The organism is Acetobacter fabarum, from assembly GCF_029069195.1.
Lineage (GTDB): Bacteria > Pseudomonadota > Alphaproteobacteria > Acetobacterales > Acetobacteraceae > Acetobacter > Acetobacter fabarum_A.
In genome coordinates, this window is record NZ_JARDYK010000008.1 from 38,482 (window position 1) to 52,061 (window position 13,580).

A 13,580-nucleotide genomic window follows, 5' to 3' on the forward strand; every position below is an offset into this window, starting at 1 on the left:
ATGGCACTCTATTTCAGTCATCTCCGGTTGGCCCGCAATCCTTCGGCACGGGCGCTGGCTGCACTGCTTCAACCCTCAGGGGTTGGGGAGCGTGTGTCTGCACAGCATCATCTGCTCTGGTCGGTATTTGCCGATAGCGAGGACAGAAAACGGGATTTCCTTTGGCGGGAGGAGCGTGACGGGAGTTTTCTCACTCTCTCAGCGCGTCCGCCGTGTGAGAGCGATCTTTTCCAGCCGCATCAGATCAAGCCATACGCGCCGGACCTCGCAGTGGGTGAATGTCTTGATTTCCGGCTCCGCGCCAATGCTACCCGGATGAAGCGGGGTGGCAAACGCGAAGACGTTGTCAAAGCGCCCATCGACGCTCTGGGGCAGAAGGAGCGTGCGGGGCAGCGTATGGAAATTGCTTCTTCGGCTGGGCAGGCGTGGATGGAACGGCAGGGAGAAAAGAGCGGTTTCAGGGTGGTTGCCGCAGTTGCGGAGGATTATCGGCAAGTGTCGCTGCCACGTCCGGGTGCATTGCACCGCAACGCGATGAAACTCGGGATTCTCGATCTTTCGGGGTCTCTCGAAATTACCGACCCTGCACTTTTTCTCATGCATCTGGAACAGGGATTCGGGCGGGCAAAATCGTTCGGATGCGGTCTGATGCTGATCCGGCGAGCGCGATGAACAAAGGGAGCGGGATGCCCGGTCTTGCGCCGCCGAAACTCATACCGCTGAAAGACCGCGCCTCGCTGATCTTTGTCGAGAAGGCACGTCTGGATGTGCTTGATGGCGCCTTTGTGGCTGTCAATGCCGATGGAACACGCACCCAGATTCCCATTGGTGGCATTGCCGGGATCATGCTGGAGCCGGGTGCCCGTATTTCTCACGCGGCGGTTTCCTTTGCGGCTCGCACCGGTACCCTCATCATCTGGGTGGGGGAAGCGGGTGTGCGGCTCTATTCGGCAGGACAGCCAGGGGGCGCGCGCTCGGACAAACTCCTCTGGCAGGCCCGGATTGCGCTTGATGACGCAGCCCGGCTGCGCGTCGTGCGGAAAATGTATGCTATGCGGTTTAATGAGGAACCGCCAGCCCGCCGGTCTATCGAACAGTTGCGTGGCATCGAGGGTGTGCGTGTGCGGGAAAGCTACGCGCTTCTGGCCAAGCAGTACGGCGTGCCGTGGAAGCGGCGTCTCTATGATCCGAAAGACTGGGAGGCGGGCGATATTCCCAATCGCTGCCTTTCTGCTGCAACGGCCTGTCTGCATGGGTTGTCGGAAGCTGCCGTTCTGGCCGCGGGCTATGCTCCGGCCATCGGGTTTCTCCATACAGGTAAGCCTCTGTCATTTGTTTATGATATTGCGGATCTGTTCAAGCTCGAAACTGTTGTGCCCGAGGCGTTCCGTATTGCCGGACAGGCTGCAAAAGGTCGCATGGACATGGGGCCAGACCGGGCCGTGCGTCTGGCTTGCCGTGATATGTTCCGCCGGACGGGCCTTCTTGGGCGTATTATTCCCACGATTGAGGAAGTACTTTCTGCAGGAGACATTCTTCGGCCCGAGCCACCACCGGAGGCTATCCTTCCTGCTTTTGATGAAGATCAGTCTGGCGATGCGGGCCACCGGGGATGATGGTTGTGGTTGTTACCAATGCGCCACCACGCCTGCGCGGCAGGCTCGCGGCCTGGCTGGTCGAAGTGAGGGCGGGTGTCTATGTCGGCGATTATTCAGCGCGCACGCGTGAAATGATCTGGCGACAGGTGACGGAAGGGCTGGAAGCAGGAGATGCAGTTATGGTGTGGAAGGCCCCAACGGATCAGGGTTATGACTTTCTTACTTTCGGTCGCAACCGCCGCATGCCCGTTGATTTTGATGGCCTGAAGCTTGTAAGCTTCCTTCCAGAAAAGTAGACCTGAAAAGCTCTTTTTTGGCCGGTGGGATCTTTGACAAGGTAAAAATATTTTTAAATCAATAGCTTCCACGAAGAGTGTTCCCCGCCTGCGCGGGGATGAACCGCGGTTAGAGCGTCCAGCAGACAAACGGGCATTGTGTTCCCCGCCTGCGCGGGGATGAACCGGTAATAAAACCATGATTGGCACCTATTATGCCGTGTTCCCCGCCTGCGCGGGGATGAACCGGTTTGCAACGCCGGAATGAATGCCGACAAGCAGTGTTCCCCGCCTGCGCGGGGATGAACCGCCTTGCGTCATGGCAGGAGGTAGCCACTCCGAGTGTTCCCCGCCTGCGCGGGGATGAACCGTTGTTGACCACCTTCAGGTACTGGCGGGACTGGTGTTCCCCGCCTGCGCGGGGATGAACCGGGAGGATGACATGGAGCAAGGTATTCCTGACTGTGTTCCCCGCCTGCGCGGGGATGAACCGCGACTGCAACTCCTCTGGCGTCTTGGCGACGAGTGTTCCCCGCCTGCGCGGGGATGAACCGTGGGCCGGGCCGACGCTCGCAACATCGACAGCGTGTTCCCCGCCTGCGCGGGGATGAACCGCGTCTTGTAGGTGGCCGGGCGATAACGTTTTGACAGAGTATCAGGCTGAATATCCAGCTTTGGGGCTGTTCTATGCTGGAGCTACAGCGTCAGTCTCTCCAGCCCCGGCGGGTTGCCGTCATACATTCTTCTGTGGTTATTCCGGTGGCGTTATTGCCACATGCAGGTCAAAGCCGACAGTGCCGGGTGCTTCCAGGCCTGTCTTCAGTTCCATTGTCGGGATCTGATAATCGCCACCATTTTGTTGGCGGTAAGGGATTGGCGCTGTTGTGGCCAGTGTCAGCAGCCGTTCGCGGAGCTGGTCTGCCAATGTGGTAAAACCCGCGTTGTCCAGCCGGTCCACCCTATAGGCCACAAATGGCGGCAGAACGGTAAAACCCGGATAAAACAGGATGCCATGATTGATGGGAAACAGCAGGTCCTCTATCGGACCGTTGATCCCGCGGGCGGAGTAATGCTCGGGCCAGCCCCCGGCGGTGACGATCAGCATGGCGCGCTTGCCCGCCATTGTCCCCTCGCCGTAACGGTCGCCCCAGCGGCGGTCGCTGTGCTCACCAACGCCATAGGCAAAACCGCAGGCATAAACACGGTCCACCCAGCCCTTGAGGATTGCGGGCATGGCGAACCACCAGAGCGGAAACTGGAAAATAACCGTATCGGCCCAGCGCAGTTTGTCCTGTTCGGCCGTTACATCGTCCGTCAGCCCGCCTTGGGCGAACTCGCGCGACGATGCGGAGGCCACTTTCAGGCGTTCGCTTGTAGCGATATCCGGAAAATCAGACCGATCAACAGTTGCTTTCCAGTCCATGGCGTAGAGGTCGGAAACCCTGACCTCGTGGCCCTGTGCCTGCAATGTGGTCACTGCAACGTCGAGCAGGGCACCGTTGAGGGAGTGCCGTTCGGGATGGGCGAAGACGATCAGGATATTCATGGGTGGACCTTGCTGTTGTCAGTAGAATGCGTATTCCGTTCAGAGTAGGCGATAAGCTATTCTTCTCCCATACGAGGCGAGCGGAAGGTATAATGCCAAAAAATGGAACAATCTCTGGTTTCATTGGAGCGAATGCGAACTTTTGTGCGTATCGCTGAACGGGGGAATCTGGCGGCGGTTGCCCGCGAAACCGGCGTGGGGCAATCGACGGTCACGCGGCATCTGCGTGAGCTGGAAGAGGCTCTGGGCGTCTCTTTACTGACGCGGACAACACGCCGCACGGCGCTGACGGACGAAGGAGCGCGTTATTACGCGCACTGCGTGCAAATTCTCTCTCTTGTCGAACAGGCCAGTCAGGAGATGCGCGATACGCGGCAGGCGACAGCCGGAACAGTGCGGATTTCCTGCACCGGTGCACTGGGGGTGTTGTATATCAGTCGTCTCCTTTACGAATTTCAGGACCAGAACCCCGGCATAAGGATTGAATTCGGGTTGACGGACGAACGCATTGATCTGGTGCGCGATGGCGTCGATATTGCCATTCGTCTCGGCCCTCTGACTGATTGCACGATGAAGCTGCGCTCTCTGGGCGCAAGTCAGCGTATGCTGGTTGCCTCGCCCGCATGGCTGAAGCGCCATGGCCCGGTGCGGCGGCTGGAGGACCTGCATGACCTTGAGGGCGTGCGGATGTCGCGCGTGCATGGCTCGGAGCGGCTGCTTTTGCAGGATGCCGAAGGTCGGGACCATGTTGTGCCGTTTTATGGTCGTCTGATTGTTGACCATGGTCTGGCGGCGCGCGATGCGTTTCTGGCTGGTCGGGGCTTTGGTCCGGCCCATCGCTGGCTGGTGGAAGATTGCCTACGTGATGGCCGTCTGGAGCGGGTTCTGCCGGAGTACACACTCCCGGCGTCGCCGCTGAGCATGCTGATCGCACCGGAGCGGACAAATCTGACACGGGTAAGGCTTTGCACGGAGTTTCTTGCCGCGCGGGCCAGAGACATTCCCGGTATCAGCCGATGACTGTGCTGCGCTGGCGTGTCATGCCCGCGCAGCCTGCCGTCCGGCTATGGGGCATGCCTTGCCATCAGGGTCTGAAGTGTTGGGGCTGCGTGCCGTGCAGGTCTGTCGCTTTATTCAGTTTTCGATGTTCAGGGCAGCACTTTTATGGAATGCTATGTGGCCGGTTTTAAGGCTCTCAATTTCGTATTGTGGTTCTGTCGGTGTCGCGTGATGTTGATAGCCATTGACCATGAAAGGGGTAAAATGGACGGCTCTGATCTGTCCGCTGACGTGCCCGGCTTCCGAGTTCCAGGATACGATATCTCCGATTTTGAAGGACTGTGATGGCATGAAAAACTCCAAATCCAGCATGAATCATAAAAGAGAGCCGAGTATATCCGTTTCCAACCCCTTTTACACCATTGGACATTCGACACTGTCGCTGGATGATTTTATGGCGCTCCTGCGCCATTATGAGGTAACGCTGGTCGCAGATGTAAGGGCTTTTCCTTACTCTCGTCGTAACCGTGAGTATGACGGGACGAATCTTCTGCCTGAACTGGCAGCCTGTGGAATAGGGTATCGTCATTTTCCAGAACTTGGGGGACGCCGCCCAAGGTCAAAGACAGTGCCAGTGAACACGAATGCGTTCTGGCGCGTGCAGAGTTTTCATAATTATGCGGATTATGCTCTGGGAGAGGATTTTCACCATGGTCTGACCCAGCTTATCGAGGCAGGGACACACGCCGTTGTTGCGATCATGTGCGCGGAAGTGCTCTGGTGGCGCTGCCACAGGCGCATTATCACGGATTATCTTCTGGCCAATGGGGTCAAGGTTTTTCATATTCTGTCCATGTCGCACGTTGTTCCGGCAGGTTTGACAGAGGCGGCGGTGGTTGAAGATAACCACGGTATTACGTATCCGCAGGATGAAAGTGCTCAAGCGCCCACGTAAATATTTTCCATGCCAGTGCGGCCCGGCTTCCAGAGGTGCTGGTGGAGGCCGAAGAAAGCCCCCTTACGCCGCTGCCAGAGCCAGCCCCTCGGCAACCGAGACAAACTCTCCGCCCAGTTCCACCTTCTCGGCACCAAAGCGGGAGGTAAACAGGGCGCGTACCGCAGGTACAAACGATGTGCCACCGGTCAGGAACACACGGTCGATCTGCCCGGGGAGCAGGGAGGCTTCCTTTAACGCGGCCTCTATGCCTGCATCCAGCCTTGCGATGTCGGGCGCGATCCAGCGGTCAAAATCCTCACGCCGTATGGTTGCGTGAATATCCAGCCCCGGCTGCGCAAAATGCAGTTCTGCTGATGTGTGGGTGGAAAGTGCACGCTTGGTGGCTGATACGGCGTTGTAGAGTTCCTGCCCGCGTTGTTCGCGAATGAGTTCGATCAGGTTTTTCAGTTTCTGCGGTTCGGTCGCTGTGCGCGCTACGTCTTCAATTTCGTTAAGAATACGCGGTGTGCGCATGAGCGAGAGCCGGTGCCAGCGCGCCAGTGCGTGGTACCATTCAACCGGCACGGGGAGAGGCTCCCCCCCCATGATGCGGAAGGTGCAGTCCCGCCCAAGATAGGGGGCCACCACGTTGTCTATGATACGGAAATCAAACTGGTCTCCCGCCAGCCCAACACCTGCATGGCCCAGTGGCTGTGTTGCGGTATGGCCTCTGGGGTCAAAACGTACGACAGAAAAATCGCTTGTACCGCCACCAAAATCTCCGACCAGAACTGTTGCGGGCTGGTCCAGGCGCTGCATGAAGCGCCAGCCCGCGGCCTCTGGCTCCATCATTACCGTAACATCGGCAAAGCCTGCCTGGGCAAAGGCGGCCCGTAACCGGGTTTCTCCCAGAGCATCATCGGCATTGTCACCCACAAAATGCACAGGTCGGCCCACCGTAACATGGCACCGGGCGGGGGACAGGCCACCAAGGGCCATGAGTTCTTGCAAAAAGGTGGCGATCAGGCTTTCAAGCGTCAGGCGCTGGCCAAAAACCTGTGTCTCGCGAAAGCTGGCCTGTGCGAGATAGGATTTCATGGACATGATCAGCCGTGTCTCGGCCGGGTCATCCAGATGCGCTTCAATGGCATGCGCACCGACTGCGCGGTGGCGCACGCGCTGCCCACCTTCCATATCCTGCCATAAAGCCAGCAATGTGCGGCATGTTTCCGAAGGGGAACCATCAGGTGTGGCAAAGCGGATGGTCTGGATTGTACGGTCGGGGCGCGCAATGACAATAACACTGTTGGTTGTGCCAAAATCAATGCCGATGCGGGTGGGGGAGGGTAAGGAGGTCATGACCAGCGGAAAATAGAACCCGCTTCCCTGCTTGTCCATGCCCTATATGCGCAGGGTGGCCAGGGCGGCGCAAAGGCACAGGGTAAGGCTGAACAGACCGGTCCACAGGTAAAGCCCGTGTGTTTGGGTGGCACTTGCAAAGAGCGTTGTTGCAGCTTGGGAGAACATCCATGCACCTCCAGCGCGGGAGGCCAGTTTGCCTGTTGGGTCCACAAGGCAGGTCAGGCCCATAAGGCCGGGATACACAAAGAACCATGCCGCGTAGTTCAAGACAAAGGCTGCGCAGAACAGCCAGGGCGTGGGGGGGCAGGCCTGTACCACGCAAACACCGCTGGTCAGCACAAGGGCGGACACAAGCATAGGGCTGGTTATATGCCTGCGGCTTTGCAGCACCGTAGCAAGGCAGACCACAAGCCCCGCAATATTGGCAACGGCTGACAAAACTCCAAAAGAGGCAGGAGCCAGACCAACAGAAAGGCCAATGCGCTGGGTAAAGGACCAGACGGCCAGACTGCCTCCGGTATAAAACAATACGGCCAGCAAAGCCCACATAGGGGCAGAAGCAGCCGGGGCGGCACAACCAGTCTGCGGGTTGGAACTGCGGGCCGGTAGCACCGTATCGGGCAGAAAAAACAGGAGGGGCAGCAGCACAATAACAAGTCCCGCCAGCGCCAGAAAAATACCTTTCTGCCCGGCCAGCAGCCCGTACCAAAAAATCCATGGTGTTTGGTAATTATTCCCTGCTGTTACAGGCTATTTTGCAAGGGCAGGGTCTTGGTCTTGGTTGGCGGCTGTTAATAGATGACTACTTGCAAACCAGCCCGTTTGCCTCCACATAAGCGCAGGTCAAACGGGCTGTGTGGTTAAGATGATGTGTTTTTTCCGTGCGTGTCTGCCGGTGCTGCTGGCCTGTACAGGCGCTCCCACGCCAGTTTTCCTCCCAGCCAGCCCAGTGCAATGCAGGTGATCAGGAGCACAGCCTTTGCGCCATCCAGCCCAAGCAGAACCAGAGCCGGGCCGGGACAGACCCCACTTAACCCCCAGCCCATGCCAAACAGCGTAGACCCGATCACCAGTCCTTTATCGGGTGGCCAGCGCGATGGCCAGTGGAGTGCCTGCCCGCTGGCATCCCGCCCTTTGCGGCGCAACAGCCAGAAGCCGGGCAGGGTTACGGCAACCGCCCCCCCCAGAACACCCGCCAGAATGGGGTTCCAATGCCCCGCCACATCCAGAAAACCCAGAACATTGGCCGGGTTGGCCATGCCGGAAATCCACAGGCCGCAGCCAAACAGCAGGCCGCAAAAAAACGTAATGGCCATGTGCATCATGCCCATCCTTCCAGTCGGGATATAAAGACCGTGGCTATGGCAACCCCCATAAAAATGGTAACTGCCACAAGGGATCGGCCAGACCTGTTTCCTAGCCCGCAAACACCGTGCCCGCTGGTGCAGCCATTGGCCAGCGCGGTGCCCAGACCAATCAGCAGGCCGGAAACAGCAAGGCGTAACCAGCCAGTCTGGGCGAACTGTTCCGGTACGGCCGCTCCCGCCATGCGGGCTATTACGCCAGTGGTAACCAGCCCGGCCAAGGCGGCCCAGCGCCAGTGGCTGGTCGGGTGGCGCAAGGCGTTGCCCAGTATGCCGCTAACCCCCAGAATGTGGCCTTCAAACGCCATAAGCAATACGGCGGCCGTGCCAATCAGCACGCCACCACCCAATGCTGCCAGCCATGCTGCGCTCATGCTTGTCTCCTCGATTGTCCAAGGGGTGCGACTGGGGCATCCCTGTTCTCAAAACTGTTATGCAGGCCGAAGGATGCCCGCTCCGTGGCGTTTATGTCAGACAGGCTCATGGTTCGGTGGAGGCAGGTCATGGCGTCTGGCTCTGGGGCCAGAAGTGGCCAGAGCTTTCGGACACGGAGGCACTGACGAACTGCGCTTCAGTCACGGCAAATAATCTTTCATATATTGGAATTATTTAAAAATATCTGTTCGGGGAAAAACTGTCATGCATGATGGAAAAGCCAACATCGATTTCCAAAAAATAGAGTGCAATACATGGCCGTTCTTCTTTTTTATAACCAGCCAGATAGGCTGGTGCAGTGTATCCGTTCAGACTAGCACTCCTGAAAAGATGGTCAATGGATGGAGCCGTTTGTGTGCCCGGCCTCACCGGGCCATCTTGGTGGAAGATGTGTGTCCTGCCTGTATGTTTGTCCGTGTGGCCCGTTCCGTTACGCCTGTGGTTATTGTGCTCCACAACGCGGCTTGCGCGTTGGGCGGGATGGGGCGGGGTGTCAATACGAATGTGCAGGGAATGGTGTTGCGGGGCAGATGCTCCTGCGTGGCGGGGGGGTTGAAAATGGATGTGCTCTGGTTTAATTCCATCTGGACGGAATTAAACCAGTTGAGGGTATTTCAAAGGTATGGCCCGCCCCAGAACCATAGACCGCGAAAAAGTGCTGGCCTGTGCCGAGCATCTTGTGCAGCGCAATGGCGCAACCGCCCTTACGCTGGATGCCGTGGCGCGTGAGGCCGGGATTACCAAAGGCGGCCTGCAATACTGTTTTGGCAGCAAGGATGATCTGATAGCCGCCCTGATTGAACGCTGGATTCTGGTGTTTGATACTCATGTGGCGCGTTGCCGCAGTGCCGCGGCAGGGCCTGCCAGCCTTGCCCGTGCGTATGTACAGGCTTGCGCCCGCATAGATGATGCAGCCCGTGCGCGCATGGTGGGTATGCTGGTGACATTGCTCCAGTCCCCCCGGCATCTGGCCCCGATCAAGGCGTGGTATGCGCGCTGGCTGGGGCTGGGGCAGGACCATACCGTGGAAGCGCGGCAGATACGCACAATGATTTTTGCTGCTGAAGGCGCTTTTTTTCTAAGAAGTCTCGGTTTTGTCGATATGAAGGATGCAGAATGGACCAGCATTTTTGCGGATATTCAGAAACTGGCTTTACCCATGGAGGTCAGTCCCGCATAAGCGCTGGGCCTTGCATGACTGAATTTTGTATAGTGTGTTCGGGTTACCACCAATGAATACGATTTCTCACCCCTCGAAAGTGAAGGCGGCCGTGTCTGCTCCAGTTCCTCCCACTCCCTCCTGTGTCACTCCTGTGCCGTTTACGGGCATGGGCAACAGTCTGGCCCACACCGTGGCGGCGGCCTGTGACTGGCTGATAGGGGAGCAGAAAGCCGATGGGCATTGGGTGGGGCCTGTGGCCTCCAATGCCTCCATGGAGGCGGAATGGTGCCTGGCCCTGTGGTACCTCGGGCTGGAGGATCACCCCCTGCGCCCCCGTCTTGGCAAAGCCCTGCTGCACATGCAGCGTGAGGATGGGTCATGGGGCACATACTGGGGTGCGGGTAATGGCGATATTAATGCAACGGTGGAAGCCTACGCCGCCCTGCGCTCGCTCGGTTATGCGGCTGATACGCCCGAACTGAGCAAGGCGTGTGCGTGGATCATGCGTATGGGGGGCTTGCGCAATGTGCGCGTGTTTACCCGCTACTGGCTGGCGCTGATTGGCGAATGGCCGTGGGAGCAGACCCCCAACCTTCCGCCAGAGGTAATCTGGTTCCCGGACAAATTTGTTTTTTCCATCTATAATTTTGCACAATGGGCGAGGGCGACGCTGGTGCCGCTGGCCATTCTTTCCGCCCGTAGGCCAAGTCGCCCCCTACGCCCGCAGGACCGGCTGGATGCGCTTTTCCCCCAGGGGCGTGAGACGTTTGATTACGTTCTGCCCAAAAAGGAAGGGGTGGATTTGTGGTCAAGCTTTTTTCGCACCACAGACAGGGGTCTGCACTGGCTCCAGAGCAGGTTTCTCAAACACAATACGGTACGTGAGGCGGCCATCCGCCACATGCTGGAATGGATTATCCGTCATCAGGATGCGGATGGTGGGTGGGGCGGGATTCAGCCCCCCTGGGTGTACGGCCTTATGGCGCTGCACGGGGAGGACTACCAGTTCCACCATCCGGTTATGGCCAAGGCTCTGGCCGCGCTGGATGATCCGGGCTGGCGGCGTGATCAGGGGGATGCCTCGTGGGTGCAGGCCACCAACAGCCCCGTATGGGATACAATGCTGGCCCTGATGGCCCTGCATGATGCCAATGCAGAAGACCGCTACACCCCACAGATGGACAAGGCGCTGGACTGGCTGCTTGCGCGGCAGGTGCGTGTTAAGGGGGACTGGTCGATCAAGCTACCGGATGTGGAGCCGGGTGGCTGGGCGTTTGAATACGCAAATGACCGCTACCCTGATACGGACGATACAGCCGTGGCCCTGATTGCCCTTTCCGCCTGCCGCAACCGGGAGGAATGGAAGAAAAAAGGTGTTGAGGAGGCCATTACCCGGGGCGTGAACTGGCTGATCGCCATGCAGAGCAGTTGTGGCGGCTGGGGCGCGTTTGACAAGGACAATAACCGCAGACTGCTTTCCAAAATCCCGTTCTGTGATTTTGGCGAAGCCCTCGACCCGCCTTCGGTCGATGTGACCGCCCATGTGCTGGAAGCTTTTGGTCTGCTGGGTGTGCCCCGCCAGACTCCTGCTCTCCAGCGTGGGCTTGCGTATATCCGTGCCGAGCAGGAGGCATCGGGCGCATGGTTCGGGCGCTGGGGTGTGAACTACCTGTACGGCACCGGTGCGGTGCTGCCCGCCCTTGCCGCCATCGGGGAGGATATGACCCAGCCGTACATTACCCGTGCGTGCGACTGGCTGATCGCACACCAGCAGGAAGATGGCGGTTGGGGCGAAAGTTGTGCGTCTTATATGGATGTTTCTGCCATCGGGCGGGGTACGACCACACCTTCGCAAACGGCATGGGCGCTTATGGGGCTGATTGCCGCCAACCGTGTGCAGGACCATCCTGCCATTGCACGTGGCTGCCGCTACCTGATCGACCGGCAGGAAGCCGACGGAAGCTGGACGGAAGAAGAATTTACCGGCACCGGCTTTCCCGGTTATGGCGTGGGGCAGACCATCAGGCTTGATGACCCGGCAGTGGCCAAACGGTTGCAGCAGGGGGCCGAACTCTCCCGCGCATTCATGCTGCGCTATGACCTGTATCGCCAGTTTTTTCCGCTTATGGCGCTCAGCCGGGCTGCACGTATTATGCCCGTGGGCCAGTAATTACGTCTATGCCCTGCCCTGTTCGCCATGAGCGGGCCGGGCAGGCCCCTTTTGGAATGGTATTAAAATAAGCTGCTGAGTGCGAGTTTTTCTGTCAGCCTGACCAGATCAGGCAGAGTCTGGGCATCCATCTTGCGCATGACCTGAGCGCGACGGATCTTGACGGTGATCTCACTGACATTCAGTTCAGCGGCGATCTGCTTGTTCAGCAACCCGCGCACGACCAGACGTGCAACCTCCTGCTCTCCTGCCGAGAGTGAGGACCAGAGGGCCTGCAGGGCCATGCTCTGGGCCTTGGTGCGGCGGCGGTCCTGGTCCATGCTGATTCCATTCTGGATCGCATCCAGAAGGGTCTGGTCGTTGAACGGCTTGGTCAGGAACTCGATCGCCCCGTGTTTGATCGCTTCCACACCCATTGAAATATCACCATGACCGGTGATGAATATGACTGGCAGGTTAATTCCGAGCCCGGTCATGCTGCGATGGAAGTCAATCCCACTCTGACCGGGCATACGCACGTCCAGCACAAGGCAGCCCGGTATGTCCACCATTCCATGCGTGAGGAATGCCGTAGTGGTCTCAAAAGCCAGAACCCTTATCCCGACCGATGCCAGGAGGTCCTCCAGCGCTGCGCGGACGGAGCTGTCGTCGTCAATCACGTACACCACACAGTCGTCGGTCATGGGTGTTGTTCCTGCTGTGCAGCGGGCACCGTAAAACAGAAGAGTGCCCCCCACGGCTCTACCGGTTCTGCCGAGATATGCCCACCATTGGCCTCCACAAGTGTACGGCTGATGCTCAGCCCGATTCCCATGCCGTCTTCCTTGGTGGTCCAGAATGTTTCGAACAGATGGTTACGAATACCCACGGGAATACCAACACCGGAATCGCGAACGCAAAGCCGGAGCATGCTGCCTCTCATATCCGATGCCATATGGATCGTGCGCACAGGATTTGTGCTGGAGAGAATGGCTTCAATGGCGTTGAGAAGAAGATTGCCGATGACCTGCTGTATCTGCACCCGATCAGCGTGGACTGGAGGCAGGCCGGGCGGAAGTTCCAGTTCCAGTGTAATCCCGTGGCGTTCAATTTCTCCGCGGGAGACACCAATGATCTCCTGAACCGCGTCATTGAGGATAAAAACGGTTTTGTGGGGTGCTTCACCTCTGCTCAGGCTGCGGACGCGGGCGACAATGGTACTGGCCCGGCCTGCATCATGCACGATCCGTTCAAGCGCCTGTCTGGCGCGGTCAAGATTGGGAGGGTCGTGCGCCAGCCAATGGCTGCATGCATTGCCGCTTGTAACGATTGCGGCCAGTGGCTGGTTGATTTCGTGCGCAATGGAGGTGGTGAGTCCCTCAAGGCTTTTGATCCGTGCCACCCGCATCAGCCGGGCCTGTGCATCCTGCGCTTCCTGGCGGGCCGCGTCCATTTTGAGGATCAGCCAGGTGGTCATGATAATGGCTATGATGCTGACGCTCATATTGGCCAGACCGATGGTAAGGTTCCCTTTGGGTGTCAGCGCAAAGCTCAGGGCGGTCAATGCAATGCAGAGTGCTGCAAGCAGGATGAGTGTCCGGTGCATCAGGAATGGTGCCGCAGTCAGGATAACGATTGCATAGAAAACTGCGGCTGCAACTTCGTAATTCGTAACGGTGTCCACTATGAACAGCGTGGCCATGATCCCTGCAAGAAGAACCAGCCTGAGCCCGCTGCGAAGCTGCATTGCCAT

16 protein-coding genes and 1 CRISPR repeat array are annotated in these 13,580 nt (G+C 58.4%); of the genes, 7 read left to right on the forward strand and 9 right to left on the reverse strand.

Going from position 1 to position 13,580, the window contains the following annotated elements; translation table 11 throughout:
• From cas6e to cas2e, 3 genes are read left to right on the forward strand one after another with little or no spacing between them, the layout of a single operon-like run.
• On the forward strand, window positions 1-672 hold the full coding sequence (gene cas6e, locus PY793_RS10230) for a type I-E CRISPR-associated protein Cas6/Cse3/CasE (protein WP_275177959.1): 672 nt from the start codon (window positions 1-3) through the stop codon (window positions 670-672).
• Window positions 673-686: 14 nt separating this feature from the next.
• On the forward strand, window positions 687-1,616 hold the full coding sequence (gene cas1e / locus PY793_RS10235; RefSeq protein ID WP_275177960.1) for a type I-E CRISPR-associated endonuclease Cas1e: 930 nt from the start codon (window positions 687-689) through the stop codon (window positions 1,614-1,616).
• Window positions 1,613-1,894, forward strand: a complete 282-nt coding sequence (gene cas2e / locus PY793_RS10240) for a type I-E CRISPR-associated endoribonuclease Cas2e (protein WP_275177961.1) — start codon at window positions 1,613-1,615, stop codon at window positions 1,892-1,894. Before cas1e ends, cas2e begins: the two co-directional genes overlap by 4 nt.
• A gap of 77 nt (window positions 1,895-1,971) precedes the next feature.
• A CRISPR array of direct repeats spans window positions 1,972-2,488; the repeat unit is 29 nt; unit sequence GTGTTCCCCGCCTGCGCGGGGATGAACCG.
• A 136-nt stretch (window positions 2,489-2,624) separates the two neighbouring features.
• On the opposite strand, the gene PY793_RS10245 is transcribed toward cas2e, so the two are convergent.
• The gene (locus PY793_RS10245; protein ID WP_275177962.1) at window positions 2,625-3,419 is read right to left on the reverse strand and encodes an NAD(P)H-dependent oxidoreductase; all 795 of its coding nucleotides are present in this window, start codon (window positions 3,417-3,419) and stop codon (window positions 2,625-2,627) included.
• A 102-nt stretch (window positions 3,420-3,521) separates the two neighbouring features.
• Here PY793_RS10245 and PY793_RS10250 point away from each other — a divergent pair, with 102 nt between their 5' ends.
• Window positions 3,522-4,439 carry a LysR family transcriptional regulator gene (locus PY793_RS10250; RefSeq protein WP_275177963.1) on the forward strand — a complete coding sequence of 306 codons (918 nt, stop codon included), beginning with the start codon at window positions 3,522-3,524 and terminating at the stop codon, window positions 4,437-4,439.
• A gap of 114 nt (window positions 4,440-4,553) precedes the next feature.
• Here PY793_RS10250 and PY793_RS10255 read toward each other — a convergent pair whose 3' ends face one another.
• Complete coding sequence (locus PY793_RS10255) at window positions 4,554-4,769, reverse strand: hypervirulence associated TUDOR domain-containing protein (RefSeq protein WP_275177964.1); 216 nt, start codon at window positions 4,767-4,769, stop codon at window positions 4,554-4,556.
• Here PY793_RS10255 and PY793_RS10260 point away from each other — a divergent pair.
• Window positions 4,768-5,373: a DUF488 domain-containing protein gene (locus PY793_RS10260; protein ID WP_275177965.1), complete on the forward strand. Its 606-nt coding sequence runs from the start codon at window positions 4,768-4,770 to the stop codon at window positions 5,371-5,373. The two genes, PY793_RS10255 and PY793_RS10260, sit on opposite strands and share 2 nt — an antisense overlap.
• 63 nt (window positions 5,374-5,436) lie before the next feature.
• On the opposite strand, the gene PY793_RS10265 is transcribed toward PY793_RS10260, so the two are convergent.
• The 5 genes from PY793_RS10265 to PY793_RS10285 form a co-directional block, all read right to left on the reverse strand.
• Window positions 5,437-6,753 carry an Hsp70 family protein gene (locus PY793_RS10265; protein ID WP_275177966.1) on the reverse strand — a complete coding sequence of 439 codons (1,317 nt, stop codon included), beginning with the start codon at window positions 6,751-6,753 and terminating at the stop codon, window positions 5,437-5,439.
• Window positions 6,754-6,756: 3 nt separating this feature from the next.
• Window positions 6,757-7,365 carry a hypothetical protein gene (locus tag PY793_RS10270; protein WP_275177967.1) on the reverse strand — a complete coding sequence of 203 codons (609 nt, stop codon included), beginning with the start codon at window positions 7,363-7,365 and terminating at the stop codon, window positions 6,757-6,759.
• 212 nt (window positions 7,366-7,577) lie between these two features.
• On the reverse strand, window positions 7,578-8,033 hold the full coding sequence (locus PY793_RS10275) for a YeeE/YedE family protein (protein WP_275177968.1): 456 nt from the start codon (window positions 8,031-8,033) through the stop codon (window positions 7,578-7,580).
• Between the two features lie 5 nt (window positions 8,034-8,038).
• Window positions 8,039-8,455 (reverse strand): YeeE/YedE family protein, encoded by a 417-nt coding sequence (locus PY793_RS10280; RefSeq protein ID WP_275177969.1) that lies wholly within the window; start codon window positions 8,453-8,455, stop codon window positions 8,039-8,041.
• 426 nt (window positions 8,456-8,881) lie between these two features.
• Entirely contained in the window at window positions 8,882-9,100 is a 219-nt protein-coding gene (locus PY793_RS10285; protein ID WP_275177970.1) for a hypothetical protein, read from the reverse strand.
• Window positions 9,101-9,138: 38 nt separating this feature from the next.
• On the opposite strand from PY793_RS10285, the gene PY793_RS10290 reads away from it, so the two are divergent.
• On the forward strand, window positions 9,139-9,696 hold the full coding sequence (locus tag PY793_RS10290; RefSeq protein WP_275177971.1) for a TetR/AcrR family transcriptional regulator: 558 nt from the start codon (window positions 9,139-9,141) through the stop codon (window positions 9,694-9,696).
• A 148-nt stretch (window positions 9,697-9,844) separates the two neighbouring features.
• Window positions 9,845-11,848 carry a squalene--hopene cyclase gene (shc, locus tag PY793_RS10295; RefSeq protein ID WP_275178024.1) on the forward strand — a complete coding sequence of 668 codons (2,004 nt, stop codon included), beginning with the start codon at window positions 9,845-9,847 and terminating at the stop codon, window positions 11,846-11,848.
• A 62-nt stretch (window positions 11,849-11,910) separates the two neighbouring features.
• Here shc and PY793_RS10300 read toward each other — a convergent pair whose 3' ends face one another.
• Both PY793_RS10300 and PY793_RS10305 read right to left on the reverse strand, forming a co-directional pair.
• On the reverse strand, window positions 11,911-12,531 hold the full coding sequence (locus PY793_RS10300; RefSeq protein ID WP_275177972.1) for a response regulator transcription factor: 621 nt from the start codon (window positions 12,529-12,531) through the stop codon (window positions 11,911-11,913).
• The gene (locus tag PY793_RS10305) at window positions 12,528-13,580 is read right to left on the reverse strand and encodes a sensor histidine kinase (RefSeq protein WP_275177973.1); all 1,053 of its coding nucleotides are present in this window, start codon (window positions 13,578-13,580) and stop codon (window positions 12,528-12,530) included. The genes PY793_RS10300 and PY793_RS10305 overlap by 4 nt, the downstream gene beginning before the upstream one ends.